We start from the raw sequence: 25487 nt of genomic DNA on the forward strand, positions 1-25487 counted from the left end.
AGCAATCATGGATGTCAAAGAGTTGGTCAATCGGGCCACCAGCGAGATCGGCCGCGCCACCGAAAGGGCGCGCCGGGTCGAGCAGCTGGTGGATGGAAAAATCGCCCAGGCGGGCAAGCTGGCGGCGATGGCCGTCGGCCACATCGAGCACGCCACGGCGCTGGTCAAGAGCGCCACGGCGACGATGAACCGGGTGCTGCCGTTGCTCGACGGCGCCGTGGTCGAGCGTGGCCTGGCCATGCTGGGCGCCGCCGCCGGCAAGCTTATCGACAGCAAGGTGGCGCTGGTGAAGGAGGCCGCCGCCAAGCTGGCGGGCGCGGTGGGCGGCCTGCGCAAGGCCTTCACCGCGTTGACGGGACTGGGCGGCAAGGCGCCGGCGCCGGTGGCGGCGGCCTTGTCGTCGCTGGGCCTGAAGCCGAAGGGAGGCGCGGCGGGCGGGGCTGAGGGTGCGGCCGCCACGGCGGCCACGCCGCACATGCTGGTGCTGAGCGCGGAGGACGGTTCGAGCTACAGCTTCGGCCTGTCCAACGCCAGCTTCCAGGGACTCAAGCGGCAGACCAACTACACGGTCGCCGCGCAGGAGCGGCTGAACCGGCAGGACGCGCTGCAGGCGGTGGGCAAGGGCGGCGAGTCGCTGTCCTTGAACGGCGTGATCTTCACGGCGCTGAACACCGGCCGCAAGGAGCTCGACAAGCTGCGCGCCATCGGCCAGCAAACCAAGCCGCTGCTGCTGACCACCGGCTACGGCGAGGTGCTGGGCCGCTGGTACATGGTGTCGCTGTCGGAGGAGCAGGACGGTCTGCTGGCCAACGGCGCGGCGCGCAAACAAACCTTCTCGATGGAGTTCAAACGCTATGGCGACGATTATCAGAACCTGTGACGGCGACGTGCTCGACACGATCTGCCAGGACCATTACGGCTTCGTGGCCGGCAGCGTGGAGGCGGTGTACGCCGCCAATCCCGGCCTGGCGGCGCAGCCGCAACCGTTCGCCGCCGGCTTGACGCTGCGCTTGCCGCTGCTGCCGGCGCGCCGCAGCGACGTGATCCAATTGTGGAATTGAGGAGGGCGCATGCAAGCCGATTTTGACATCGTCGCCAACGGGCAGAACATCACCGACCTGCTGCGCGACCGCCTGCTGGAATTGCGCCTGACCGACAAGACCGGCCTGGAGACGGACACCTGCGAGATCCGCCTGGACGACCGGGGCGGCAAGCTGGCCTTGCCGCCGAAGGGCGCCACCTTGACGATCTCGCTGGGCTGGGCCGGCCAGGGCTTGAACCTGCTGGGCAGCTTCAAGATCGACGAGGTGGTGATGGACGGGCCGCCGGCCGGCGTGACCATCCGTGGCAAGGGCGCCGACCTGCGGCAGAGCGCCAAGAGCCAGCGCCACGCCGGCTACGAGAAGACCACGTTGGCGGCCATCGTCGCCACGGTGGCGGCGCGCCACGGCTGGCGCGCCGTGTGCAAGGTGACGGCGGAGGTGGCGCGGCTCGACCAGATCGGCGAGAGCGACCTGCACTTCCTCACCCGGCTGGCGCGGCTGCACGGCGCCACCGCCACCGTCAAGAACGGCGCCTTGCTGGTGCTGCCGCGCGGCGCCGGCAAGACGGCCAGCGGAGCGGTTCCGCCCAAGCTGGTGTTGCGGGCGGAGCAGCTGACGCGCTACAGCTTCACCTTCGCCGACCGCAGCGGCTTCAAGTCGGTCAAGACCAACTCGCACGATGCCGGCAAGGCGAAACAGGTCGAGCAGGAAGTGGCCAACCCGGTGGCGGCGGACGGCGCGGCGGTGCACAGCGACCGTCACCCCTACACCGACACCGACACCGCCAAGGCCGCCGCGCAGTCGCGCATGGCGGCGCTGAACCGCGCCACCGCCAGCGGCACGCTGAATCTGATGGGGCGGGCCGACATCGCCGCCGAACGCATCATCGGCATCGCCGGTTTGAAGCCGGAGGTGGACGGCGACTATCTGGTCGAGTCGGTCACCCACAGTTACACGCACGACTCCTGGCGCATGCAGGTCGAGCTCAATGCCGGCAACCTGGGCAAGGCCACGGCGGGGCAGGGGCGCAGCGCCAATGGCGGCAAGGAGTTGGTGGCGCCGGGCTAGCGCTGGCGAGGTCCCCGCGATTTACTTTGAAAGGAAAAAACCTATGACTGAACCGGTAAGCTCGACGGCCTCCATCGCGATCGCCGCCGGCACCATCACGCTCAGCGGGTCGGTGTTCGGTGTGCAGTACGACGCGCTGTTGGCCGGCTTTTTCGGCGGCCTGGTGTCGCTGTCCTATCTGCCGCCGATGTCGGCGCCGAAGGTCGTCGGCACGGTGGCCGGTTCGGCGCTGCTGGCCGGCTTCTTCGCGCCGATCATCGCGGTGGCGGCGCTGCACTATCTGCCCTGGCTGCAAAGCGTGGGCGACTTCAGCCGCATCGCCGGCGGCGCCGCCCTCGGCATCGCGGCCCAGGTGCTGATCCCGGCCGGCCTGAAACGGCTGCGCTCCTTCATCGGAGGGCAGTGATGCTGCTGGCTATCTACCTGGGCGCGGCCATGCTGATCCTCTGCAAGGGCCTGTTCTTCACCATCAACCATATGGGGCGCCACACCACCTTGCGCAGCCGGCTGGCCTGGCTGCTGCTGACCACGGCCGCGCTGGACGTGGTGATCAGCCCGGCCTTCGACCGCACGCCGTCGCCGTCGCTGGGCGGCGTCGCGCTGGTGGTGGCGCTGGCCTGTTACGTGCTGCCGCCGCGCCGCGCGCAATCAATCAACGACCGAAAGGATGTGCCATGATTTTGTCTTTGCTGTCGATGCTGGGCGGCGGGCTGTTACGCCTGCTGCCCGAGCTGTTCGGCTTCTTGCACAAGAAGACCGACAACGCCCACGAGCTGGCCATGCTGGAGCGCCAGTTCCAGCTGGAGCAGAGCCGCGCCGCCAGCCAGCAGGCGCTGGTGGAGTACCGGGGCGGCGTGGAGGAGACGCTGGCCCTGCTCGACGCGCAGAAGGATGCGCTGGCCGGCCAGATGCAACCGCTCGGCATTTGGTGGGCCGATGCGCTGAATTTTTTGGTGCGGCCACTGGCCACCTACTACGTGCTGCTGTTGTACGGCGTGGCCAAGCTGGCCATGTTCATGGTCGCGCTGCATGCCGGCATCGGCGGCTGGGAGGCGATCCTGAAAATTTACGATGCCGAGGACAGGGCCATCCTGTCTGGCATCTTGGCGTTCTGGTTCGTCGGACGCGTGTTCGATAAGCGCAAATGAGCGCCGCGAGCATCGAGGACGGCGCCGCGCTGGGGATGGCGCTGCGGCTGATCCGCGCCTTCGAGGGATGTCGTCTGCACGCCTACCGCGACATGGTCGGCGTGTGGACCATCGGCTGGGGCGAAACGTTGGATGTGAGGGAGGGCATGGTGTGGACGCAGGAGCGGGCCGACGAGGTGCTGCGCCGGCGGGTGGCGCAGTTCCAGTTGGCGGTGCTGAAGCGCTGTCCGGCGCTGCATCTGGAAGCGCCGGCGCGGCTGGCCGCCTGCACTTCGCTGGCCTATAACATCGGCCTGGGCGCGTTCGGCGCCAGCTCGGTGTGCCGCCACAGCGCGCGCCAGGCGTTCGAGGCGGCGGCCGATAGCTTCCTGTTGTGGAATAAGGCCGGCGGCGCCGTGGTGGCGGGTTTGACGCGGCGTCGGCAGGCCGAGCGTGCGCTGTTTTTGCAGGCGTCGGTGGCGGCGTTGCCTTGCTAATGTGCTGAGCCGGTGAGCTTGCGGAACCCAGCGGCAAAGAGCCGGGGTCGGACCCCTGGGGGTCCGACCCCAGTTGACGCATTTGTGTTTTGGCGCCGTTCGTGGCGGGCTTGAACCTACAGCATGCGCGCCAGCAGCGCCTTGTCGTAGCGTTGGTCGAGGGCGATGCGGACGCGGTGGCCGCTGCCGGGGGCGACCTCGATGGCGCTGCCGTCGAGCGCGCGCATCTGCTCGATGCGCACCAACTGGTTGCCGCTAGGGTGGATCACTTCCAGCTCGTCGCCGACGGCGAAGCGGTTCTTGACGTCGATCTCGGCCCAGCCGTCCCGCACGCCCTGCACGTCGCCGACGTACTGGCTGCGGTGCAGCTCGGAGGCGCCGGCCATGTAGTTCTGGTGGTCCTGGGTGTGGTGGCGCTGGTAGAAGCCGTCGGTGTAACCACGGTTGGCCAGGCCCTGCAACTGGCCCAGCAAGTCCATATTGAAGGGCCGGCCGGCGACGGCGTCGTCGATGGCGTGGCGGTAGACCTGGGCGGTGCGGGCGGCGTAGTAGAGCGACTTGGTGCGGCCTTCGATCTTCAGCGAATCGACGCCGATCTTGACCAGGCGTTCGATGTGCTCGACCGCGCGCAGGTCTTTCGAGTTCATGATGTAGGTGCCGTGTTCGTCTTCCATGATCGGCATCAGCTGGCCGGGGCGCTCGGCCTCTTCGATCAAGTAGGCGCGCTCGGCCAGCGGGTGGCGCTTGATGTCGCCCATCGCCGAGAAGGTGGCGTCGGCCTCGTTGAGCGCCTGGCGGTAGTTGAAGCCGATGCTCTCCGGCGCGATGCGGGCCAGGTCGCCGCTGGCGTCTTCGTCGGCGTTCATCACCTTGTAGTCCCAGCGGCAGGAGTTGGTGCAACTGCCCTGGTTGGGGTCGCGGTGGTTGAAGTAGCCCGACAGCAGGCAGCGGCCGGAGTAGGCGATGCACAGCGCGCCGTGGACGAAGACTTCCAGCTCCATTTCCGGGCAGCTCTGGCGGATTTCCTCGATCTCGTCGAGCGACAGTTCGCGCGACAGGATCACCCGGCTCAGGCCCATGCGGTGCCAGAACTTGACGTCGGCCCAGTTGACGGCGTTGGCTTGCACCGACAGGTGCACCGGCATGTCCGGCCACTTGTCGCGCACCATCATGATGAGGCCGGGATCGGCCATGATGAGCGCGTCCGGCCGCATGGCGATGACCGGTTCCATGTCGCGCAGATAGGTCTTGAGTTTGGCATTGTGGGCGAAGATGTTGCTGGCGACGAAGAACTGCTTGCCGCGCGCGTGGGCCTGGGCGATGCCTTGGGCCAGCACTTCGGCGCGGGAGAATTCGTTGTTGCGCACGCGCAGGCTGTAGCGCGGCTGGCCGGCGTAGACGGCGTCGGCGCCGTAGTCGAAGGCGGCGTGCATTTTTGCCAGCGAACCGGCGGGCAAGAGTAATTCTGGAGCGCGAAGCATAAGTGGCTTTCAATAAAACGCGAAAAAACAACTATTTTAGGCGGCGTAGGAGGGAGATAGCCATGCTTTGCGGCCGCGCGGATTAACTTGGATCAAGTGGGCGTGAAAAATAATTGCCAAGACTTTGATCGTTCGGCTAGTATTAATTAAGGCGCAACACAGCGCCTGCGTCGCTCGGACGGTTCCGGGCGCTTACGTGAAGACCACAATCGATGACTCAATCCCCAGCTCCGCGCAGCTTTTCGCGCATCAATCGCCTGCCCCCCTACGTTTTCAACATCACCGCCGAACTCAAGATGGCCGCCCGCCGCCGTGGCGAGGACATCATCGACATGTCGATGGGCAACCCCGACGGCGCCACGCCGTCGCACATCGTCGACAAGCTGGTGGAGACGGCCAAGCGGCCCGACACCCACGGCTATTCGGCCTCGAAGGGCATCCCCCGGCTGCGCCGCGCCATCACCAAGTGGTACAAGACGCGCTACGACGTCGAGTTCGATCCCGAGTCGGAGGCGATCGTCACCATCGGTTCGAAGGAGGGCCTGGCCCACCTGATGCTCGCCACGCTGGACCGGGGCGACACCGTGCTGGTGCCCAACCCGAGCTATCCGATCCACATCTGGGGCGCGGTGATCGCCGGCGCCGACATCCGCTCGGTGCGCATGTCGCCCGGCGTCGACTTTTTCGCCGAGCTGGAGCGGGCGATCCGCGAAAGCTATCCGAAGCCGAAGATGATGGTGCTCGGCTTCCCGTCGAACCCGACGGCGCAGTGCGTCGAGCTGGAATTCTTCGAGCGCGTGGTGGCGCTGGCTAGGCAGCACAATATTTTGGTGGTGCACGACCTGGCCTACGCCGACATCACCTTCGACGGCTACAAGGCGCCGTCGATCATGCAGGTGCCCGGCGCGCGCGAGGTGGCGGTGGAGTTCTTCACCATGTCGAAGAGCTACAACATGGCGGGCTGGCGCATCGGCTTCATGGTCGGCAACAAGGAACTGGTGTCGGCCTTGGCGCGCATCAAGAGTTACCACGACTATGGCAGCTTCACGCCGGTGCAGGTGGCGGCCATCGCCGCGCTGGAGGGCGACCAGGGCTGCGTCAGCGACATCGTGGCGCAGTACCAGAGCCGGCGCGACGTGTTGGTGAAGGGCTTGCTCGAAGCCGGCTGGCCGGTGGACAAGCCGAAAGCGTCGATGTACATCTGGGCGCTGATCCCCGAGGCCTACCGCCACCTTGGCTCGCTGGAATTCGCCAAGCGCCTGCTGGCCGAGGCCAAGGTCTGCGTCTCGCCCGGCATCGGCTTCGGCGAGTATGGCGACGAGTATGTGCGCTTCGCGCTGATCGAGAACGAGGCGCGCATCCGCCAGGGCCTGCGCGGCATCAAGGCGATGCTGCGCAATCCGCAGTCGGCCAAGGCGCTCGCGCCCATCGATGCCGTTGATGCCGTTGACGCCGTCGAGTAGGAAAACTGTTTACCCCGGCGCCACGCCGGGGTAGGGACAATCGGCGCTTTCTTAAGCCGCCTCAAAGGCCGTGCGTGATGCGGCCATCTCCCCGCTTCATCCTTTGCTACTGTAGTTGCTGATCCCCGTTCGTCCTTTTCGCCGCATTCTGGAGTGTCATCATGCGTCCCTCGTCGATCAGTGTCAGCATCGTTCAGTTGCTTCGTGCCGTCAAAAGGATGGAGCACGGCATGCGTTCCATCGGCCTGCCGCGCTTCCTGGCGCGGCTGCCGGTGGGGTGTTTGTGTTGGTACTACTGCAAATTGCTCGACGAGAAAATCGTCCGCATCGGCCGCATCGGCGAGAAGATCCGCCGTTGGCGCGGCGCCTTGCAGGAGATGGGGCGGGAGGGACCGGCCCGGACCGAGTTGATCGACATGGACAAGGGCTTGCACGCCGATCTGGAGTCGACCCGCAAGGTGTTGTGGGAGTTGCGCGAGGTGTGCCTGGACGTGGCGCGGATGTTCGAGCGGCTGGGCGTCAGCTCGGCCGGCCTGCTGCGCCGCCAGCACATTTTCCTGCGCGTGCTGGAGGAATCCTACGCCTCGGCCGGCATGATGCAGGAGTTGCTGGCCATGCACGACAAGGTGGCCATCGCCTTGTTACAGCAGCAGCGGCCGCCGCCGCAAGCACAGCCGCAGCCGCAGGGCGTCTAGAAGCCTTCCAGCACGATTTTTCCCTTCATGCGCTGGCCTTCGATGAGCGCGTGGGCGCGTTTGAGGTTGGCCGCGTTGATCGTGCCCAGCCGTTCGGCCAGCGTGGTCTGGATCACACCGCTATCCACCAGTTGCGCCAGGTCGTTGAGCAGGTCATGCTGCTTTTGCATGTCGGCCGTCTCGAACATCGAGCGTGTGAACATCGATTCCCAGTGCAGCGACACGCTCTTGCGCTTGAGCGGCATCACGTCCAGCGCGATCGGGTCGTCGATCAGCGCGATCTTGCCCTGCGGCGCCACCAGCTTGACGATGGCCGGCCAGTGCTGGTCGGTCTGGTTCAGGCTGATGACATAATCTGGCTGCGGCAGGCCCAGGCGGTTCAGCTCCTCGTCCAGCGGCCGGCTGTGGTCGATCACATGGTGGGCGCCGAGTTGCTTGATCCACTCTTTGGTTTCCGGCCGCGAGGCGGTGCCGACGATGTTCAGGCCGGTCAACTGGCGTGCCAGTTGCAGCAGGATGGAGCCGACGCCGCCGGCCGCGCCGACCACCAGCAGCGTTTGACCGCGCCGGCCCTTGTCGCGGCTGACCTGCAGGCGCTCGAACAACAATTCCCAGGCGGTGATGCCGGTCAGCGGCAGCGCGGCGGCGCGGCCGAAGTCCAGTGTGGCCGGCTTGTGGCCGACGATGCGTTCGTCGACCAGCTGGAACTCGCTGTTGCTGCCCTGGCGGGTGCGCGAGCCGGCGTACCAGACCTGGTCGCCCGGCTTGAACAAGCTCACGTCGGGACCGACCGCCTTGACGATGCCGGCGGCGTCGAAGCCCAGCACCCGGCTCTCGCCCTCGGCGGGGGCGACGTCGCGGCGCACTTTGATGTCCACCGGGTTGACCGAGACGGCCTTGACTTCGACCAGCAGGTCGCGTCCCAGCGCCCGCGGCTCGGGCAGCTCGACGTCGAGCAAGGCCTGCGGATGGTCGATCGGATGGGAATGGCGGTAGGCGACGGCTTTCATGTTTGCTCCTGGGTGGGTGGTTTGGCGTATCATCATTTATTCGTCTGGAAAGAAAAAGATGCCAATCAACGAAACACTTTCAAAGGAATGAAGAAAATTGCTGCGGCTTGATGATTTGACCGTGTTTGTGCGCACCGCCGAGCGCGGCAGCTTGTCGGCCGCCGCGCGCGAGCTGGAGATCTCGCCGGCCCTGGCCAGCGCCGCGCTGAAGCGGCTGGAAGGCGCGCTGGGCCTGCATCTGGTGGCGCGCACCACGCGTTCCTTGCGGCTGACGGAGGAGGGCGAGCATTACCTGGTCCACGCGCGCGAGGCGCTGCGCCTGCTCAGCGAGGGCCATCAGGCGCTGATCCAGGGCAAGGAATCGTTCGGCGGCACGCTGAAGATTTCGATGCCGTCCGACATGGGACGCAACATCCTGCTGGGCTGGCTGGACGCCTTCCAGGCGCGCTATCCGCAAATCAACTACCAGCTCAGCGTCAGCGACCGCCTGTCCGACCTGTACCGGCAGCCGGTCGACATCGCCCTGCGTTACGGCGCCCAGGCGGACTCCGGCCTGATCGCCTTTCCGCTGGCGCCGCACAACCGGCGTGTGCTGGTGGCTTCGCCGGCCTATGTCGCGGCGCACGGCGCGCCGGCCACGCTGGACGAGCTGCACCGGCACAACTGCCTGCGTTTCGCCATCGACGACAGCATCCATGAGCGCTGGACCTTCTATCGGGGGAATGGCGCGGCGCTGCGCACAGTGAACGTCAGCGGCAACCGCAGCGCCGACGACGCCGACGTGGTGCGGCGCTGGGCCATGGCCGGCCATGGCATCGCCTACAAGTCGCGGTTGGACGTGGTGGGCGACCTGTGCGCCGGACGCTTGCAGGTCTTGCTGCCGGAATTGCCGGGCGAGCCGGCGCCATTGCACATGTTGTGCATGCACCGCGCCCAAGTCACGCCGGCGGTGCTGCATCTGCGCGATTTCCTGCGCGAACAGTGCGAGCGGGAGGCGGCGCTGCTGCCGCCGGCTTGAGTGTCAAGGTGCCGGCAATGCTGGCGCACCCCAGCGGCGAAGAGCCGGGGTCAGACCCGCTGGGTCCGACCCCAGTTTGCGCCTTGGGGTCTTGCGGACGTCCCGCAAATCGCTTCAGCGGCAATTAAAACCGAACGTCGCGCTTGCTGCGGCGCAATTTGCCCTTACCATGGGTGCAACATTATTCTGGAGACTAGTCGATGACCGAAACCCAACGCGATGTGCTGAGCGCCGGATTCTCCCTGACCATGATCGCGCTGGCGGCGTTTGTGATGCAACGTTTCTTCCTGCCGCTGGTCTGGGCCGGCATCCTGTGCGTGGCCACTTGGCCCTTGTACCAGCGGCTGCGCGCCAAGCTGGGCAAGCGCGATCTGCTGGCGGCCCTGTTGCTGACGCTGATTTGCGCCGGCGTCTTCATTGTGCCGGTGCTGCTGGGTGTGACCCAGGCCGCGCGCCAGGCGCCCGAGTTGGCCAATTTCATCGCCAACGCCAACAACGACGGCCTCGCGCCGCCGGCCTTCCTGCTGACCATTCCCTTCGCCGGCGCCGCCGTCAACGATTGGTGGCTGGCCACGCTGAGCCAGCCGCACGGGCTGGCGCATTTGTTTTCCGGCAGCGGCATCGACGGCTTCCATTCGGCGCGCGACCTGTTGAAGATCCTCGGCGCCGGCTTCTTCCACCGCCTGGTCGACTTCGGCCTGGCCTTCCTCTGCCTGTTCTTCTTCTACAAGGACGGCGAAGCGCTGACGCGGCAAATCACCGCCATCGGCAGCCATTGCTTCAGCGAGCGGCGCTGGGGCCACTATGTGCAAAAAATTCCCACGGCGATACGCGCCACCGTCAACGGCCTGGTGCTGGTCGGCTTGGCCGAGGGCGTGCTGATCGGCATAGGCTATGCGCTGGCCGGCCTGTCGTCGCCGGCGCTGTGGGCTGCCGCGACGGGTATACTGGCCATCATTCCGTTTGGCGCACCGCTGGCTTTCCTTGGTGCGGCGGCCTTGCTGGCGGTGAACGGCAGCGTAGCCGGCGCCATCGGCGTGGCCGTATGGGGCATGATGGTGCTGTTCGTCGCCGACCACTTCGTGCGGCCCGGCATGATTGGCAATGCGACGCGCCTGCCATTCCTGGCGGTGCTGTTCGGTATTCTGGGCGGAGTGGAAACCCTGGGCCTGGTTGGCCTGTTCATCGGGCCGGTGGTGATGGTGCTGTTTATGACGCTGTGGTACGAGGCCAATTTGTTCGACGAGGCCTAGGCTGCCTGGTCATTGCGCTGTTGCCGTACTAGCTGTACTGCTGGTGCTTGATGGTGCTTGATGCTGCGTGATGGTGCCAACTGGTGCCAGCCGTCGTGGCTGCGGCTGCGGCAGAGTCCGTCGGTAGGTCGACGGCCTGTGCCGGGCCGGGGCCGCATCAATGGGCTTTGGACAGGATCAGCAGCCAGCGGCGCATCAGCAGCACCTCGACGTGGCCGGGTTCGATGCCGGTGTCGCACTCGATGAGCGGATTGACGGCGTAGTAGCGTTTGCGGAAGTCACGGCAAACCAGCATTTCGCGCTTGCCCATGCGGACCAGGAAGGATGTAGGGGCATATTCCAGACCAAAACGGGAGCCGAAACCGCTATTCAATGTTGTCATGACGTTTCCTTTTGAGGGAGATGCGTTGAACGAGAGAGTCCAGAATAGCATAACTACTGTATGAATGCACAGGTACTGTATAAATAAACAGCTGACGGGCACAGATGTGGTTTTTTTGCCTACACCAGCAAAGAATGGATTTAAATGAAGTTTTTGTCAACAAATAGAGTATTGCGTTTTATCGAGGCACGCTTCACGCCGGGTGGCGAGCTGGGCTTGCATCTGACGGCCGGCGTGGCGCTGATGGTGTTGGCCACGGCCGTGTTCGGCGCTATCGCCGGGGCGGTAGTGGGGCGGACGGGCATCGCCTTGCTCGACTTGAGGGTGTCGCAGTGGTTCGACGCGCACGCCGCCGAGCCGCTGGTCAGCGTGGTGTTGGTGTTCAGCGCGCTGCACAGCGTGGCCAGCGTGGCCGTGGCGGCGGGCTTGTTGGGCTGGTATTTCTGGCGCCGGCGCGAGCGCTACTGGCTGCTGGCGCTGGTTTGTGCCGTCCCGGGCGGCATGCTGCTGAATGTACTGCTAAAGTACGTTTATCAGCGCAGCCGTCCGGTGTTCGACGCGCCGATGGTGGACTTGGCCACCTACAGCTTTCCCAGCGGTCATACCTCGGCCAGCACGGCGCTGTATGGCTTTCTGGCCTGCTACGTGGTGATGACGGCAAGGCGGCACGGCACGCGCGTGTGGGCGGTGTTGCTGGCGGTGTTGATGGTGGCGCTGGTGGCCACCAGCCGGGTGTATCTGGGCGCGCATTATCTGAGCGACGTGCTGGCCGGCATCGTCGAGAGCTGCGGTTGGCTGGCGCTGTGCATCACCGGCTGCTCGACCTTGCGGCGCCGACGCGCCGCTTAGTCCGGAGCGCCGCTGTTTTTTATTTGGAACAACGGGAGAATATGCTGGGTCCTATCACTGTCATCATCAACGCCGGCGCCGGCCTCGGCTACCAGTCCGACTGGACCGAACAGCTGCGCGGCAAGCTGGAGGCGCCCGGTGTCGCGGTGACCCTGAAGCTGGCGCACGACGGCGCCGAGATGATCGCCGCCGCCGAGCAGGCGCTGCGCGAGGGCGCGGCGATGGTGGTGGCGGGTGGCGGCGACGGCACGCTCAACGCGGTCGCCTCGGTGTTGGTGGGCAGCGGGGTGCGCTTCGGCGTGCTGCCGCTGGGCACCTTGAACCATTTCGCCAAGGACATGAAGATCCCGCTGGCGCTCGACGAGGCCATCGCCAACCTGTTCCACGGCCAGCCCTGCCAGGTCGACGTGGGCGAGGTCAACGGCCGCATCTTCCTCAACAACTCCGGCCTCGGCCTGTATCCCGACATCGTGCGCCAGCGCGAGCAGTTGCAGCGCAAGCTGGGGCAGGGCAAGTGGCCCGCCTTCGGCCGCGCCTTGCTGACCGCGCTGCGGCGCTATCCCTTCCTCCATGTCAAGCTCAAGGTCAACGGCGACGAGCACGTGCGGCGCACGCCGTTCGTCTTCATCGGCAACAACGAGTATCTGCTGCAGGGACTCAACCTTGGCGCCCGCGACCGGCTCGACGGCGGCACGCTGAGCCTGTACGTGGCGCAGCGGCCGACCCGGCTGGGCTTGCTACGGCTGGCCTTCCACGCGCTGCGCGGCCGCTTGTCCGAGGCCAAGGATTTCGACCTGCTGTTGGCGCGCGAGATGGTGATCGAGACGCACCACAAGCATTTGCGCGTGGCCACCGACGGCGAGGTCAACCTCGTGCATACGCCGCTGTGCTACCGCGTGCTGCCGGCGGCGCTGACGGTGATGGCGCCGCCGCGCGCGGTTGAGCCGGTCGATGCCGCCGCCGACAACGCCGCCGCCGCCGCCGAGAATGCCGCCGCCAACGCCAACGCCAACGCCACCACCACCACCACCACCACCACCACCACCAGCGCCACCGCCAGCGTCGCCGCCAGCGTCGCCGCCGGGCCAGCCCCGTCCGCCAGCTCGGCGGCGACGGCCTAGGAGGGCGCCATGCGGACACTGGTGCATCTGTCGGATCTGCATTTCGGCCGCGTCGACCAGGCCCTGCTGGCGCCGCTGCAAACGCTGGTGACGCGGCTGGCGCCGGACGTGCTGGTGGTCTCCGGCGACCTGACGCAGCGCGCCCGCAGCGCCGAGTTTATCGCCGCGCGGGCCTTCCTCGACACCTTGCCGGGGCCGCAGATCGTGGTGCCGGGCAATCACGACATTCCGCTCTACGACGTGGCCGGCCGCTTCTTCGCGCCCTTGCGCAAGTACCAGCGCCATGTGACGCTGGACCTGGCGCCGGAATATGTCGACGAGGAGATCGCCTTGCTGGGCGTGAACACGGCGCGCTCGCTGACCTTCAAGGACGGCCGCATCAACCGCCAGCAAATCGAGCAGATCCAGCGCCGCTTCGCCCAGCTGGCGCCGGAGGTGGTGCGCATCGTGGTCAGCCACCATCCCTTCGACCTGCCGGCCGGCGCCGACGAGAACTCCCTGGTGCTGCGCGCGCCGCAGGCCATGCAGGCCTTCGCCGCGTCCGGTGTCGACCTGCTGCTGGCCGGCCACATGCACGCCAGCCACAGTGGCGACAGCTCGCAGCGCTATTCGCTGGGCGGCTACGCGGCGCTGGTGGTGCAGGCCGGCACGGCGACCTCGACGCGCGGTCGCGGCGAAGCGAATTCCTTCAACGTGATCCGGATCGACGCCAGCCACATCCAGGTCGAGCGCTACGCCTGGGTCGCCGCGACGGCGGCCTTCGAGTCGGCCGGCCACGCCGGCTTCCGCCGCAGCGGCGCGCTGTGGGCGGCGGTGGCGGCGCTCTGAGCGCCGGGCGCTTAGAGCCAGTAGTTCATGAAGCGCGCCGCCCACTCCTTGATGCGGTTGCCCAGCGGACGGTCGCGCCATTGCTCCAGCGTGATCTGTTGCGAGTCGCGCAGATCCTCCTGGAAGGCTTTTTCCATCTCGTTGCCGAAGGCCTCGCCGAGGACGATCACGTTCAGTTCGCTGTTGTGCAGAAAGCTGCGGGTGTCGATGTTGGTCGAGCCGACGGTCGACCAGGCGGCGTCGACGACGGCGGTCTTGGCGTGCAGCACGGCCAGTTTGAGTTGGAAGATCTTGACGCCGGCGGCCAGCAGTTCGTCGTAGAAGGCGTGGCCGGCGTGGAACACCAGGCCGCTGTCGGAGACGCCGGGCAGCACGATGCTGACCTCGACGCCGCGTTGGGCGGCGGCCTTCAGCGCGTCCACCGTCTGGCGGTCCGGCACGAAGTAGGCCGAGGTGATGTGGATGGATTTCCTGGCTTGCTGGAAGGCCAGGTTGTAGGCCTTGAAGATCTCGAACTGGCCGTCCGGCTCGCTGGCCAGCACGCGCATCAGCTTGTCGCCGGCGATCACCGGCTGGGGGAAGTAGTCGGCCTCGCGCAGGTCCTCCTGGTCCTGGCCGGCCCAATGGCGCACGAAGCTCCACTGGAAGGCGGCCACCGCCGGTCCCTCGATCTTGATGTGGGTGTCGCGCCAGCCGACCTGGGACGGCGCGGTGGGCTTGGACTTGGAGCGGAACAGCGAGCTCTTGGCGTAGGTGTCGCTGATGTTGATGCCGCCGGTGAAGGCGGTCTTGCCGTCGACGATCAGCAGCTTGCGGTGGTCGCGGTTGTTGATCTTCCAGGCGTCGCCGCGCAGCTTGGCCGGGTTGACCGGGTTGAAGGCGAGCAGGTGGATGCCGGCCTGGCGCATGCGCTCGAAGAATTCCTGCGGCACGCCGATGGTGCCGACGCTGTCGTAGATGATGTTGACCGTCACGCCGGCGCGCTGCTTGGCGATCAGCTGGTCGGCGAACTGCAGGCCGAGCGGGTCCTGGTCGAAGATATAGGTTTCCAGGTTGATGCTGCTGCGGGCGGCGGCGATGGTCTTGAGCATCTCGGCCATGGTCTGCGGGCCGTCGAACAGCAGGGTCGCCTTGTTGCCGGCGATCAGGGGAACGCCGGTGGCGGCCTCCTCCAGCGCGGCCTGGGCCTTTTGGTCCAGGGTCGCCTTGGGCCAGCGCCGCGCCAGCAGGGCGCGGGCGCGCTCCTCGCTGAGCACGCCGTGCGCGCCGCTGACGCTGGGCACCGCGCCGGCCTTCGGCGTGGCCTGGATGGTGCTCACATCCGGTAGCGAAGCGCAGGCGCATAGCGCCCAGCACATCAGTGTCGAAGGAAGCCAGCGCGCGACGCTCGTGGTGTTCATCTGTGAACCTTGTGGTTGGATGGGGCCTCGTCCGCCGGCAAGGCCGGCGGCACTTCCTTGGCGCCAATGAAAAATTCCAGCGGGGCCTTGAGAAACTTGCGTCCCAGCACCTTGAGCAGGGCGATGCCGTGCTCGAAGCGCACCTGGCGCGAGCGCAGCGCCACCCACAGCGCCAGGCCGAAACTGACCAGCAGGTTGACCGAGCCGATGGCCAAGAAGCCGACGATCGACTTGCTGGCAAGTTGCCAACTCATATTATGGTCGAGTGCGACCAGGGCTGTCGCAAAGTTGGCCGAGGAGAAGGTGACGTGGCGGATGTCGAGCGGCAAGCCGAGCAGATAGCCCAGGGTGCCGATGGTGCCGAGCAGCACGCCGAAGAAGAAATTGCCCATTAAACCGCCGAGGTTGTTCTCCAGATACAGGCCGAGGCGGTTCAGCCGTTCCTGGCCGAGCAGCCGGCCCAGGCCGCGCAACTGGCCGATGCGCTGCGCCCAGCGGGTGTACAGCGCCTGGTTGTCGTAGTAGCCGGAGATCAGGCCGGCGACGAACAGGCAGACGCCGGCGATGGCGGCGTAGAACAGGGCCGGGCTGCCGATCGGGTCGATGTCGTGCAGCAGGTGCATGGCCTTCTCCGGCGTCACCAGATGGCGCCCGGTGATCGCCTTGTAGCCCAGCGCGATCAGCCAGGCGGTGGGGATGGCCGTGGCCAGGTTGCCCAGCACCGCCATGATCTGCGTGCGGAAGACCTTGTTGATCAGCTCGGCCATGCTGTCGAGGTCGATGTGGCGGCCGTCCTTGCTGTGCAGGCCGGCGGCGATGCGCGAGGCGGTCATGGCCGGCTGCTTGGTCGCCACGGTGAAGTGCAGCAAGTGGATGAACATGAAGCCGAGCGAGTAGTTCATGCTGAACAGGAAGGCCTCGACCAGCGGCGCGGCGCGCAGGTAGGACATGAGGATCTTGAACAGGGCCATGAAACCGATCACCAGGCCGGCGCCGGCCGAGGACAGGAACATCGCGCCCATCTGGCTGCGGTTGTCGGCCACGTAGTGCTCGCCGGTGCGGCTGGCGTTCTCGGTGATGTTGCGCGCCAGCAGGTCGATATTGTCGGCGAACAGGTCGCGCACCGCGTACTTGTTGTTGTGCGCCTCGATCAGTTCGAGCGTCAGGGCGACGCCGGCGGCGCGGCGCTGCTGCGCCGGGGTGGCGGCCTGGGCGGCGTTGGCGGCGCCGGCGGGGATGGCCTCGGCGCAGGCGGCGGCCAGGTCCAGGGTCGGCGCGCTGGGCAGCTCGCCGGACATGTCGACCAGGAACAGCAGCTTGCGCAGCCGGTCGATGCTCTGGCTCAGCGACACCAGCAGATAGGTCAGGGCGATGCTGGTGCCCTGGCTGAGCGCCTTCTTGCGGATCTTGGCGACCACCTCGTCACATTGGTCGAGCATCACCAGCAGGTGCTTGGCGTCCTCGATGGTGTCGGCGGTGCCGGCCAGCAGGCGGTTGTAGCCGTCCAGGTAGGCGTTGACCTCGACGTTCTGCTCCATGAAGGGCGAGTCGTAGGTCTCCATCTCGGTGTGGAAGTTGGTCAGCTTGGGTTCCAGGCCGATGGCGCAGACGCGGTAGGACAGGGTGCGGATCGCTTCGAGCAGGCCGGGCAGCATCAGCTGGCCGGCGGCGCCGGACTGGACCGGCCGGGCCATGGCCGCCGCGGCGCCGTTGTCGTTGTCGTTGTCGTTCTCGTTCTTGTTCTTGTTCTCGTTTTCGGTCAGGGCCGGCGTCCGGGCCGGCGCGCCGATCACGTCGAGCAGGGCCAGCCAGTCGGCGGCGGGCACGGCGCTGATCCAGAGGTGGTCGGTCTTCTTGTGGATGATCTGGTCGAGCGCGTCGCTCAGGTATTCGTCGCCCAGCGCCGGCGGCAGCATGCGGAAGGAGATGCGGCGCTTCAGCTCGGTGAAGAAGCCGTCGTTCGACAACACGCCGATCTCGGTGTACAGGCTGGCGTGGCGGCGCGCGCGCAGCACGCTGCGGACGTAGCCGTGCAAGGCGGCGGCGTGTTCGGGATTGCCTTTGAGTAGCTGGCAGAGGGTGCGGACGTTGGCCGTGGCGTGTTCGGCGTCGGCCGCACGTTTGGGGCGCAGGGTGTTGAACAGCTCGACCATCAGGTCGATGTTGCCGCTGTTCGGATCGATACGTTCGAGGAGTGCGAGCATGCGGGGAGACGGACTAGCCGCATTAGTCAAAACAACAGTATATCGTTTTGTGCGGCAACGGTATGTACGGCGCCGTACATTGCACAGGGGAAATCCCCGAAGCGGCGCCCAAGGCGGGCGCCGCCGCCTCGTGTTCAGCAGAGCAGGATCTGGCGCGCCGCCAGGCGCAGCTCGGCGCGGAAGTCGGGATGGGCGATGGCGATCAGGGCCTCGGCGCGCTGGTGTGCCGACTTGCCGCGCAGCTGGGCGACGCCGTACTCGGTGACCACGTAGTTGACGTCGTTCTTGCTGGTGGTGACGTGGGTGCCCGGCGTCAAGGTCGGCACGATGCGCGAGATGCTGTCGTTCTTGGCGGTCGACGGCAGCACGATGAAGGCCTTGCCGCCGCGCGAGCGGTTGGCGGCGCGCACGAAGTCGACCTGGCCGCCGGTGCCGGAGTAGGGCAGGTGGGCGATGCTCTCCGAGCCGCACTGGCCGAGCAGGTCGACCTGCAGGCTGGCGTTGATGGCGACCAGCTTGTCGTTCTGGCCGGCGATGTGGGGATCGTTGGTGAAATTGACCGGATGCATCTCCAGCATCGGATTGTGGTGCATGAAGTCGTACAGGCGTTTCGAGCCGAGCGCGAAGGTGGCCACCATCTTGCCCGGCAGGTGGGTCTTGCGGCGGTTGGTGACGACGCCGGCCTCGACCAGGCTGAGGATGCCGTCGCCGATCATCTCGGTGTGGATGCCGAGGTCGACCTTGTTGGTCAGCTGCATGACGACGGCGTCGGGAATGCCGCCGTAACCGATTTGCAGGGTCGAGCCGTCCTCGATCATGTCGGCGACGTACTTGCCGATGGCCTGCTGCACCGGGCCGATGACCGGCAGCGGCACCTCGAAGAGGGCGGCGTCGTCCTCGACCAGCGCGCTGACCTGGGAGATGTGGACGTGGCACTGGCCGTGGGCGAACGGCACGTTGGGGTTGACCTCCAACACCAGCGCGCGCGCCTTCTGGACGGCGGCCATGGTGTAGTCGGCGCCCAGGCTGAGCGAGAAGTAGCCGTGCTCGTCCATCGGCGAGGCCAGCGAAAAGACCACGTCGGCGGCGATGTCGCCGCGCTCGATCAGCTGTGGCAGCTCGGAGAAATAGGCGGGGATGAAGTCGTTCCAGCCGGCCTGGCCGCCGGGGCGCGAGGCGCCGCCGAAGAACAGCGCCAGGTGGCGCACGTGCTCGACGGTGGCGCAGTCGAAGTAACCGTATTTGCGCAGCGCCAGGATCTGCGCCACCTTCACGTCGTGGAAGCGGCGGCGTTGTTCCGACAAGGCCGTCAGCAAAGTCGGCGGCTCGCCGGCGCCGGTGGGCACGATGATGCAGTCGCCGTCCCTGAGATGGCTCAAGGCGTCGTTTGCCGAGCAGCGTTTGCTGGCATACAGGGTGTGTGCGGATACATGGGACATGAAGCGGCGGCCTTTCACTATCGATGAACGTGTGGCCAGACTATACGCCAACACGATAGTGAAAGAATGTTAAGCGTTGCGTAGTATTTCTATATTGTGTTTGCCTGCGCACAGAGGCCGTGTGTCAGGAAGAAGTAAGCTGGATCGACTGCCTGGTCGGCGTGCGTCGGAACGCCAGGAATGCCGCGCTACGGCGCCCTGCCTGGATTCGACGATGAGTTGGAAGAAGAGTTGGAAGATGAGTCGGGAGACGATCATGAAGAGCTACTACCTCGCCTGCGGTCTGCTGCTGCCGGTGTTCGCCTGGGCGCAGAGCAGCGCGGCCTTGCCCTTGTACGGCGTGCTCGACGCCAACTGGGCCGACTACCCGCTGCAGCGCGGCGACCGCGGCAACACCAACACCATCAGCTGGCAGACGCCGCGCCTGCGCGGCATCAGCGCCAGCGCCATTTACCGCGTCGGCGAGTCGCCCGGCAACGACGCGCGCAACCGCGTCTACAGCATGACCTTGGGCTATGCGCGCGACATGTTCAACCTCAGCCTGTCGCACCAGCGCAGGAACAATGCGGTCGACGCCGTGGCGACACTGCCGGCGGCCGATTTGTCGGCGCAGAGCAGCTTACTGGCGGCCAACTTGAAGCTGGGACGGGCCACGGTCTACGCGGCCTACGGCCACAACCATGGCGACGCCGGCCTGCCGTGGGACAGCGGCAATCCCTACGGCGCGCTGGCCTTCTCCTCGCCGGTCAGCAACAGCAGCGACCTGTTGTTCGGCGTCGCCGTGCCGCTCGGCAGGACCACGCTGCTGGCCTCGGTCATCCACCGCAACGACCGCACGATGCTCAACCAGGACGCGCGGCAACTGGCCATGGGCATGACCTATTCGCTGTCGCGGCGGACGGATTTTTACGCCGCCTTGGCCCACGTGCGCTACCAAGCCGGCGGCAACACTATGACTGTCAACAGGAGTAACTTCGGCGCCAACAGCGGGGCCAACTTCGGCGTTGCGCCACGCACCGATCGCGCCGTCAACTTCGGTGTGCGCTACGGTTTTTGAGGCGACCCGGCCGTGCCGGCCGGATGCCGCCGCGCCCGGTTTCCGTGTTGCTGTTCAGCTGTAATTCAAACGTCATCCAAACGATCACAACAAACGATCACAACAAACGATCACAACAACGACGAACGGCGCGCCACGCCTAGCGTGTCGCGCCGTTCGTCGGTCCGGCGGGCGTGGCCGCTAGACGCCGCGTCCGCTAATCAGACGCAACAGCACCATGATGACGGCGATCACCAGCAGGACGTGGATGAAGCCGCCGATGGTGTAAGACGTGACCAAGCCAAGCAGCCACAGGATGAGCAAGACTACTGCGATGGTATAGAGCATGATGGTCCCCTTGCATAAAGTGTGAAATGCGATGAGCTCGGTGCCTGTTGGCGGGCCGGAGCACATCGATCGCGATGTCGCTCTGGCGTCGAAACCGGCCAGTGCGAATCATGTAGCTATTATCGCGACAGGGGGATTGCGCTTCCGTTCGCTGACGTACATAGGCGGCACTTAATTGAATACTCGGCATCTATATTCGGCATCTATATTCGCCGTCGACATTCCGTCGATATGCAGTCGATACGCGGTCGGTAGCGGGCGTCGATATTCAGCGGCTGTGGCGGCGTTCGAGCGGCGCGCGGGCCAGCCAGTCCAGCATGCCCAGCAGGCCGGTGGCGCCGACCAGGCCGACCAGCATGCCGCCGGTGATGAGCAGGGTGACGGTCAACACCGGCATGGCCGGATCGGTCAGGTTGAGCGAGGCGAAACCCAGGCGCGCGATCAGCATACCCAGCAGGATGACGGTGCTCCAAATGTATTTACTCATGATTCTGTGGTCCTTGTAAGGCAAGCGGCCGAGAGGATGGCGGCTGGCCTCCATTGTCGTGGCGCCTTGCAAATTGATCTGTTCGCCATTTCACTTAGCGGCGCCAAACGCAACGCCCCCGCAGCGAGCTGCGGGGGCGTGTGGTCGAACTGATAAGAATGGCGGCGCCGCCGCCCGTGCCCGGCTAGCCGTTGGCGCGCAGCTGGCCGTTGACGACCTTGACGGAGTCGCCGTTGCCCCAACCGGGTTTGCTGCCCTGGTGCAAGGTGCGGCTGCTGCCGTCGTCCATGCGCACGACGATTTCATAGCTGTGGCTGGCGTTGACGTTGCCCTCGATCTGGTTGCCGGCGACGGCGCCGCCGACGGCGCCGACCACGGTGGCCAGTTGCCGGCCGTGGCCGCCGCCGACCTGGTTGCCGAGCAGGCCGCCGAGCACGGCGCCGCCGGCCGCGCCGACGCCGCTACCCTGGGCGCGGGTGGTGATCTCGCGCACCGATTCGATCACGCCGCACTGGTGGCAGACGGCGGCCTGGAGGTTTTGCTGGCGCGCCGGGGCGGGCGCGGCGCGGTGCCGTTCGTTCTGTTCGCGGTGCTCGTCGAGCGCGGCGAGGCGGCGCTGCTCGGTCTGGCGGCGCGCCGCCGCGTCGCCGGACTGCTCGTCCGGCGGATTCAGCGGCGCGCTGGCGGACTGGCCGGTGCCGGCCGAGCTGGGCAGCCAGCCCATGACGGCGGCCGTGCCGACGCCGCAGAACAGCACAACGGCGACGGCGGCGGTGATCATCAGGGGATGGGGGGCGGTTTTGGCGAGCGGGATCGGGGTGGTCATGATGCTTCCTTAGGGTGAACTGTTGATGGGTGTCATTTTGCCGGCTTGCATCTTGCCGTTCCGTGCGTCAGCGTACATACGTGTCATATATTCGCCGCTACGCTCAAAGCAAGCTCCCCCATACGCCCATTCACCCGCACCAATATCACACGGCGCGCGCGCCGGGAAGGTCATTCAGCCATGTCCACCTCGCTTATTCCAATGATCTGTTTGTTGTTGCTCTCGCCCATGCCATATCTGCGCCACCGCTTGCGGCGCCCGGCCGCACCGGTGCCCCTGCCGGTCGCGGCGGCGAGGGGGAAATGAACTTGTCCACCGACCCTGGCCGGGCCGGGAGAACCCCGTTGCGCGCCACCGGCAACGGTCTGCTGGCCAGCCTGCCGCAGGAAGACCGGCGCCATCTGGCCGCGCTGTCCGAGCTGGTGCGGGTCGAGGCCGGCGAGGTCTTGTGCGAGCCGGGCCAGACGATGCGCCACATCTATTTCCCCGACGACTGCCTGATCTCGCTGCTGGCTGTGGCCGAGGGGCGCATGACCCTGGAGGTCGGCTCGATCGGCCGCGAGGGCATGGTCGGCGCCTCGGTGGCGTTGGGCCACACCCAGGCCCAGGTGCGCGCCGTGGTGCAGCGCGCCGGCCGCGTGGTGCGCATTGACAGCGGCGACTTCTGCGCCGAATTCGGCCGCATGGCCTCGCTGCATACGCTGCTGCACCGCTATACCGACTCGCTGCTGGCGCAGGCCATCCAGATCGCCGTGTGCAGCCGTTTCCACGTGCTGGAGGCGCGGCTGGCGCGCTCGCTGTTGATCACGCGCGACCGCCTGCAGTCGGAGCGCTTCCACTTGACGCACGAGTTCCTCGCCCACGCGCTGGGCGTGCGGCGGGTCGGCGTGACCAAGGCGGCCAGCTCGCTGCAACAGCAAAAACTGATTTCCTATAGCCGGGGCAATATCGAGATCCTCGACTCGGCCGGGCTGGAGGCGGTGTCCTGCCGCTGCTACGAGCTGGTCAAGGACGCTGGCGCGGGTGGCGTGGCGAATCTGTTCTTGTGAGGGAAGGGGCGGCGCTGCTGCGGGGGGATGGGCGGGACGGAGTGGGGCGGGATCAAACGCAGTAACACGGGATACGACGGAATAAGACGGGATAAGACGGAATAAGACGGGATAAGATGGAATAAGACGGGGTACGGCGGAGTAAAAGGCAGGCGCGACCGCATGGCGGCCGCGCCTGCCTGTTTTTAGCGGTGCTTCTCGACCTGGTTGCCGATCACGCCGCCGACGGCCGCGCCGCCCACCGTGCCGACCGGGCTGCCGCCGGTCAGCACCGAGCCGGCCACGGCGCCGATGCCGGCGCCGATGGCGGTGCTCTTGTCCTGCCGCGACATGCCGGCGCAGGCGCTCAGGCTGATGACCAGGGTCAGTGCGAGGGCCGGTGTGGCCAGTTTTTTAATGATGCTCATGGAAGTCTCCTGTTGAAGTGGCTGCCGACGGAATCGTCGCCTTGCCACCGATGAGCCGAGATTAGTGGAGCACCGGAAATGGTTCCGTTCGCCAACGCACATTGCGTTGTAAAACTTGTTACACGGTCTAGCGCGACCGCCGCGCCGCCGGGCGCTGGCCGGGCGGCGGCGCCACCGCCTTGCCGGCGGCCTCGGCCAGCAGGCGGGCGCAGCCGCTCGGATGGTCCGGCCCGGTGCTCAGCAGCGGCACCACGGCGGCCACCGGCGCCACCACGGCCAGCGCCAGCGCGCCGCCGGCGCGCAGGGCCAGCACGCCCTTGTCGATGCTGAAGTCGGGTTGCTTGAAGCTGCCGTGCACGTAGATCGGCGCGCGCAGCGAGAACACGCGCAGGCCCCGGCTGTCCGGCTTCAAGGTCAGGTCGAGCCGCTCGTTGGCCAGGTTGACGGTGCCGCTGACGTTGAGCAGCGAGTCCTCGGTGTCGAGCACGAAGCGGCGCGTGCGCATCAGGCCGCGCTCGACGCCGAACTCGCTGACCATGCAGTTGAGCTTGACCTGCTTGTCGCCGGCCAGCTTGGCCAGCAGCACGTTGCCGATGTTCAGGCCGAGCTCTTCGAGCAGCAGCTTGCTGACGGTGCCCTGGTTGACCACGCCCTTGACCTCGCCGTTGGCGCTGGCCAGCAGGCTGGCCACCGAGTTGCCGGTGGCCGACAGCGCGATGTCGGCGTTGATCTCGCCGACGCTGGCCGGCATGCCGTCGAGCGCCGGCAGCAGTTGCTTGAGCTTGATGTGGCTGGCGCTGGCCTTCAACTCGGCGCGGATGGCGTCGGCACTGAGCTTGCCGCTGCCGTCGAGTTTGATGTCGGACTTGAACTTGCCGCCGGCCACGTCGAAGTTGAGCGGCGTCAGCGCCAGCACGCCGTCCTTCAGGTGCAGCACGGTGTCGAGGTTGTGGATCGGCAGGTCGGCGCCGCGCACCAGGCGCTTGGCCTGGAAGCCGACGTCGGCGTCGAGCGCGGTCCAGCGCTCGGTCTTGAAGGTTTCCACCGGCAAGACCTTGTCGCCCGGCTGCACCGCCGCCACGCCGCGCGCCTGCTTGCTGGCGTTGGAGTCGGCGCCGATCAGCGGGCCGAGGTCGGACAATTGCAGCAGCGTCGAGCTGACGGCGCCGCTCAGGCGCGGCCGTGGCCGGCCGGTTTCGAAGCTGAGCTTGCCGGCGATGTCGCTGGCGCCGACCTTGCCGGTGAATTTTTCATAGGTCCAGCGGCTGCCGCCCCGGCCCAGGCTGCCGAGCAGGCGGCCCTCGGTGGTGAAGGCCGGCGTCTCCGGCAACAGCACGCCGGTCAGAGGGTAGAGCCGCGCCATGCTGGGGCCGGACAATTTCAGCCGCAGGTCGAGCGCGGCCAGCGCGGTGGGCCGGGTCAGCGTGCCGACCACGGCGATGCGGGTGCCGCCGACGGCGACGTCGGCCGCCAGCGGGTAGGGCGCGGTTTGCGCCTGCAACGACAGCACGGCGCCGGCCTTGCCGCCGCCCGTCAGCGGCTGGCCGTTCCAACGCCCGCGCAGGGTCCAGGCGACGCCGTAGGCCGGGTCGCTGATGGTGTCGATGGCGGCGCTGGCGTCGATTTTCTGCACCGCGTCGAGCAGTTGCACCGTGCCCTTGGTGAACACCACGCGTTGCAGGTCGAGGCGCCAGGGCGAGGGTTTGGCGGCGGGCTTGAAGGTCCAGTTGTTGCCGCCGTCGGCGTCGCGGCGCAGCAGCACGAAGGGGCGTTCGAAGCGCAGCACGGGGATGGCGATGCGCTGTTGCAGCAGCGGCAGCAGTTCGATGGCGAACGACAACTGGCCGACGCTGGCCATCTCGGTCGGCGTCAGCGGCATGGCGCGCGCGTCCTTGTTGGCGCCGGGGCTGGGGGTGTAGCCGCGCGCCGGCAGGGTCGCCGGGTTGCCCAGGTGGACGTCGTTGGCCACCAGATGCGGCAGCGGCAGGTAGTCGCTCCAGCTGCGGTCCTGCGCCGAGCTGCCCTGGCGTTGCCAGGTCAGCGCCAGCGCGCCGTGGATTTCGAAGGGACGGTCGATCGCCTCGCCGATCTTGGCGTTGAGCCAGGGGCGGGCCTGGTTCCAATCGTAGTTGAGCAGGACGACGATGGCGACGACGGGCGCGGCGAGCAGGACGCCGGCGACGCCGAGGACGAGGCGGGTGCGGCGCGATTTGGGCATGGGCATGGCATGGCCTTTCTTGATGGGTGGCGGGCGGCAGCATAGCGCGGCTGCGGCCGGAAGGCCAGCGCTTTGCGCGTCGACGCGTCAGGCGCGCCGCGCCGTCGCGGCATCGACGCCGTTTTGGCGCGGACGCCAAGGCGGCTCTTGCCTCCAGTGTAACGCCGCCGCGTCGGCCTCGCCGTGCGCTGGCGTACCAAGCGCGCGGCTGCCGGCGGCTGCTGGACGCGCCCCCGCC

At 66.8% G+C, this 25487-nt stretch carries 27 protein-coding genes; 16 read left to right on the forward strand and 11 right to left on the reverse strand.

All coding sequences use genetic code 11. The annotated features are described in order from the left end of the window. Positions 1-7: 7 nt before the first annotated feature. Genes H7U20_RS03330 through H7U20_RS03360 form a run of 7 tightly spaced genes read left to right on the forward strand, consistent with a single transcriptional unit; the run spans position 8 to position 3735 of the window. Positions 8-880, forward strand: coding sequence for a phage tail protein (locus H7U20_RS03330; protein ID WP_199518197.1), 873 nt, complete (start codon positions 8-10; stop codon positions 878-880). Then, entirely contained in the window at positions 855-1061 is a 207-nt protein-coding gene (locus H7U20_RS03335; RefSeq protein WP_199518198.1) for a tail protein X, read from the forward strand. Before H7U20_RS03330 ends, H7U20_RS03335 begins: the two co-directional genes overlap by 26 nt. Before the next feature lie 9 nt (positions 1062-1070). Beyond that, positions 1071-2111, forward strand: coding sequence for a phage late control D family protein (locus tag H7U20_RS03340; protein ID WP_199518199.1), 1041 nt, complete (start codon positions 1071-1073; stop codon positions 2109-2111). Positions 2112-2154: 43 nt separating this feature from the next. Then, positions 2155-2517, forward strand: coding sequence for a hypothetical protein (locus H7U20_RS03345; RefSeq protein WP_199518200.1), 363 nt, complete (start codon positions 2155-2157; stop codon positions 2515-2517). Continuing rightward, the gene (locus H7U20_RS03350) at positions 2517-2789 is read left to right on the forward strand and encodes a hypothetical protein (protein ID WP_199518201.1); all 273 of its coding nucleotides are present in this window, start codon (positions 2517-2519) and stop codon (positions 2787-2789) included. Before H7U20_RS03345 ends, H7U20_RS03350 begins: the two co-directional genes overlap by 1 nt. Continuing rightward, positions 2786-3259 carry a hypothetical protein gene (locus H7U20_RS03355; protein ID WP_199518202.1) on the forward strand — a complete coding sequence of 158 codons (474 nt, stop codon included), beginning with the start codon at positions 2786-2788 and terminating at the stop codon, positions 3257-3259. Before H7U20_RS03350 ends, H7U20_RS03355 begins: the two co-directional genes overlap by 4 nt. Continuing rightward, complete coding sequence (locus H7U20_RS03360) at positions 3256-3735, forward strand: lysozyme (RefSeq protein WP_233410468.1); 480 nt, start codon at positions 3256-3258, stop codon at positions 3733-3735. The genes H7U20_RS03355 and H7U20_RS03360 overlap by 4 nt, the downstream gene beginning before the upstream one ends. 116 nt (positions 3736-3851) lie before the next feature. On the opposite strand, the gene trhP is transcribed toward H7U20_RS03360, so the two are convergent. Then, on the reverse strand, positions 3852-5216 hold the full coding sequence (gene trhP / locus H7U20_RS03365) for a prephenate-dependent tRNA uridine(34) hydroxylase TrhP (protein ID WP_199518203.1): 1365 nt from the start codon (positions 5214-5216) through the stop codon (positions 3852-3854). 212 nt (positions 5217-5428) lie between these two features. Here trhP and alaC point away from each other — a divergent pair, with 212 nt between their 5' ends. Together alaC and H7U20_RS03375 are read left to right on the forward strand one after the other, a co-directional pair. After that, entirely contained in the window at positions 5429-6679 is a 1251-nt protein-coding gene (gene alaC / locus H7U20_RS03370) for an alanine transaminase (RefSeq protein ID WP_199518204.1), read from the forward strand. Between the two features lie 161 nt (positions 6680-6840). After that, positions 6841-7374 (forward strand): hypothetical protein, encoded by a 534-nt coding sequence (locus H7U20_RS03375; RefSeq protein ID WP_199518205.1) that lies wholly within the window; start codon positions 6841-6843, stop codon positions 7372-7374. Here the strand turns inward: H7U20_RS03375 and H7U20_RS03380 are convergent. Further along, positions 7371-8384 (reverse strand): zinc-binding alcohol dehydrogenase family protein, encoded by a 1014-nt coding sequence (locus H7U20_RS03380; protein ID WP_199518206.1) that lies wholly within the window; start codon positions 8382-8384, stop codon positions 7371-7373. The genes H7U20_RS03375 and H7U20_RS03380 overlap by 4 nt on opposite strands. Positions 8385-8481: 97 nt before the next feature. Between H7U20_RS03380 and H7U20_RS03385 the strand changes: the two genes are divergently transcribed. Further along, positions 8482-9402 (forward strand): LysR family transcriptional regulator, encoded by a 921-nt coding sequence (locus tag H7U20_RS03385; protein ID WP_199518207.1) that lies wholly within the window; start codon positions 8482-8484, stop codon positions 9400-9402. A 200-nt stretch (positions 9403-9602) separates the two neighbouring features. Beyond that, positions 9603-10655 carry an AI-2E family transporter gene (locus H7U20_RS03390; RefSeq protein WP_199518208.1) on the forward strand — a complete coding sequence of 351 codons (1053 nt, stop codon included), beginning with the start codon at positions 9603-9605 and terminating at the stop codon, positions 10653-10655. Positions 10656-10812: 157 nt separating this feature from the next. Here H7U20_RS03390 and H7U20_RS03395 read toward each other — a convergent pair whose 3' ends face one another. After that, complete coding sequence (locus H7U20_RS03395) at positions 10813-11037, reverse strand: hypothetical protein (protein ID WP_093388407.1); 225 nt, start codon at positions 11035-11037, stop codon at positions 10813-10815. A 171-nt stretch (positions 11038-11208) separates the two neighbouring features. On the opposite strand from H7U20_RS03395, the gene H7U20_RS03400 reads away from it, so the two are divergent. Genes H7U20_RS03400 through H7U20_RS03410 form a run of 3 tightly spaced genes read left to right on the forward strand, consistent with a single transcriptional unit; the run spans position 11209 to position 13835 of the window. After that, positions 11209-11886, forward strand: a complete 678-nt coding sequence (locus H7U20_RS03400; RefSeq protein WP_233410469.1) for a phosphatase PAP2 family protein — start codon at positions 11209-11211, stop codon at positions 11884-11886. Positions 11887-11927: 41 nt separating this feature from the next. Then, positions 11928-13007, forward strand: coding sequence for a diacylglycerol/lipid kinase family protein (locus tag H7U20_RS03405; RefSeq protein WP_199518210.1), 1080 nt, complete (start codon positions 11928-11930; stop codon positions 13005-13007). A gap of 9 nt (positions 13008-13016) precedes the next feature. Then, entirely contained in the window at positions 13017-13835 is an 819-nt protein-coding gene (locus H7U20_RS03410; RefSeq protein ID WP_199518211.1) for a metallophosphoesterase family protein, read from the forward strand. A gap of 11 nt (positions 13836-13846) precedes the next feature. Here H7U20_RS03410 and cls read toward each other — a convergent pair whose 3' ends face one another. The 3 genes from cls to H7U20_RS03425 form a co-directional block, all read right to left on the reverse strand. Next, the gene (cls, locus tag H7U20_RS03415) at positions 13847-15235 is read right to left on the reverse strand and encodes a cardiolipin synthase (RefSeq protein ID WP_370593067.1); all 1389 of its coding nucleotides are present in this window, start codon (positions 15233-15235) and stop codon (positions 13847-13849) included. After that, positions 15232-17439: a site-specific recombinase gene (locus tag H7U20_RS03420; protein WP_199518212.1), complete on the reverse strand. Its 2208-nt coding sequence runs from the start codon at positions 17437-17439 to the stop codon at positions 15232-15234. The genes cls and H7U20_RS03420 overlap by 4 nt, the downstream gene beginning before the upstream one ends. A 134-nt stretch (positions 17440-17573) precedes the next feature. Continuing rightward, on the reverse strand, positions 17574-18878 hold the full coding sequence (locus H7U20_RS03425) for an acetyl-CoA hydrolase/transferase family protein (protein WP_199518213.1): 1305 nt from the start codon (positions 18876-18878) through the stop codon (positions 17574-17576). A gap of 256 nt (positions 18879-19134) precedes the next feature. Here H7U20_RS03425 and H7U20_RS03430 point away from each other — a divergent pair, with 256 nt between their 5' ends. Beyond that, a complete protein-coding gene (locus H7U20_RS03430; RefSeq protein WP_199518214.1) occupies positions 19135-19935 on the forward strand; it encodes a porin in 801 nt (266 codons plus the stop codon). 180 nt (positions 19936-20115) lie between these two features. Here H7U20_RS03430 and H7U20_RS03435 read toward each other — a convergent pair whose 3' ends face one another. The 3 genes from H7U20_RS03435 to H7U20_RS03445 form a co-directional block, all read right to left on the reverse strand. Further along, positions 20116-20262, reverse strand: a complete 147-nt coding sequence (locus H7U20_RS03435; protein WP_139236505.1) for a lmo0937 family membrane protein — start codon at positions 20260-20262, stop codon at positions 20116-20118. A 268-nt stretch (positions 20263-20530) separates the two neighbouring features. Next, positions 20531-20749 (reverse strand): hypothetical protein, encoded by a 219-nt coding sequence (locus H7U20_RS03440; protein WP_199518215.1) that lies wholly within the window; start codon positions 20747-20749, stop codon positions 20531-20533. Positions 20750-20933: 184 nt separating this feature from the next. Beyond that, positions 20934-21575, reverse strand: a complete 642-nt coding sequence (locus tag H7U20_RS03445; protein ID WP_199518216.1) for a glycine zipper 2TM domain-containing protein — start codon at positions 21573-21575, stop codon at positions 20934-20936. A 302-nt stretch (positions 21576-21877) separates the two neighbouring features. On the opposite strand from H7U20_RS03445, the gene H7U20_RS03450 reads away from it, so the two are divergent. Next, positions 21878-22624: a Crp/Fnr family transcriptional regulator gene (locus tag H7U20_RS03450; protein ID WP_199518217.1), complete on the forward strand. Its 747-nt coding sequence runs from the start codon at positions 21878-21880 to the stop codon at positions 22622-22624. Between the two features lie 185 nt (positions 22625-22809). Here H7U20_RS03450 and H7U20_RS03455 read toward each other — a convergent pair whose 3' ends face one another. Beyond that, entirely contained in the window at positions 22810-23031 is a 222-nt protein-coding gene (locus H7U20_RS03455) for an osmotically-inducible lipoprotein OsmB (RefSeq protein ID WP_199518218.1), read from the reverse strand. A 127-nt stretch (positions 23032-23158) separates the two neighbouring features. After that, a complete protein-coding gene (locus tag H7U20_RS03460) occupies positions 23159-25249 on the reverse strand; it encodes an AsmA family protein (protein WP_199518247.1) in 2091 nt (696 codons plus the stop codon). Positions 25250-25487 lie beyond the last annotated feature (238 nt).

This window comes from Rugamonas violacea (genome assembly GCF_016461825.1).
GTDB lineage: Bacteria > Pseudomonadota > Gammaproteobacteria > Burkholderiales > Burkholderiaceae_D > Rugamonas.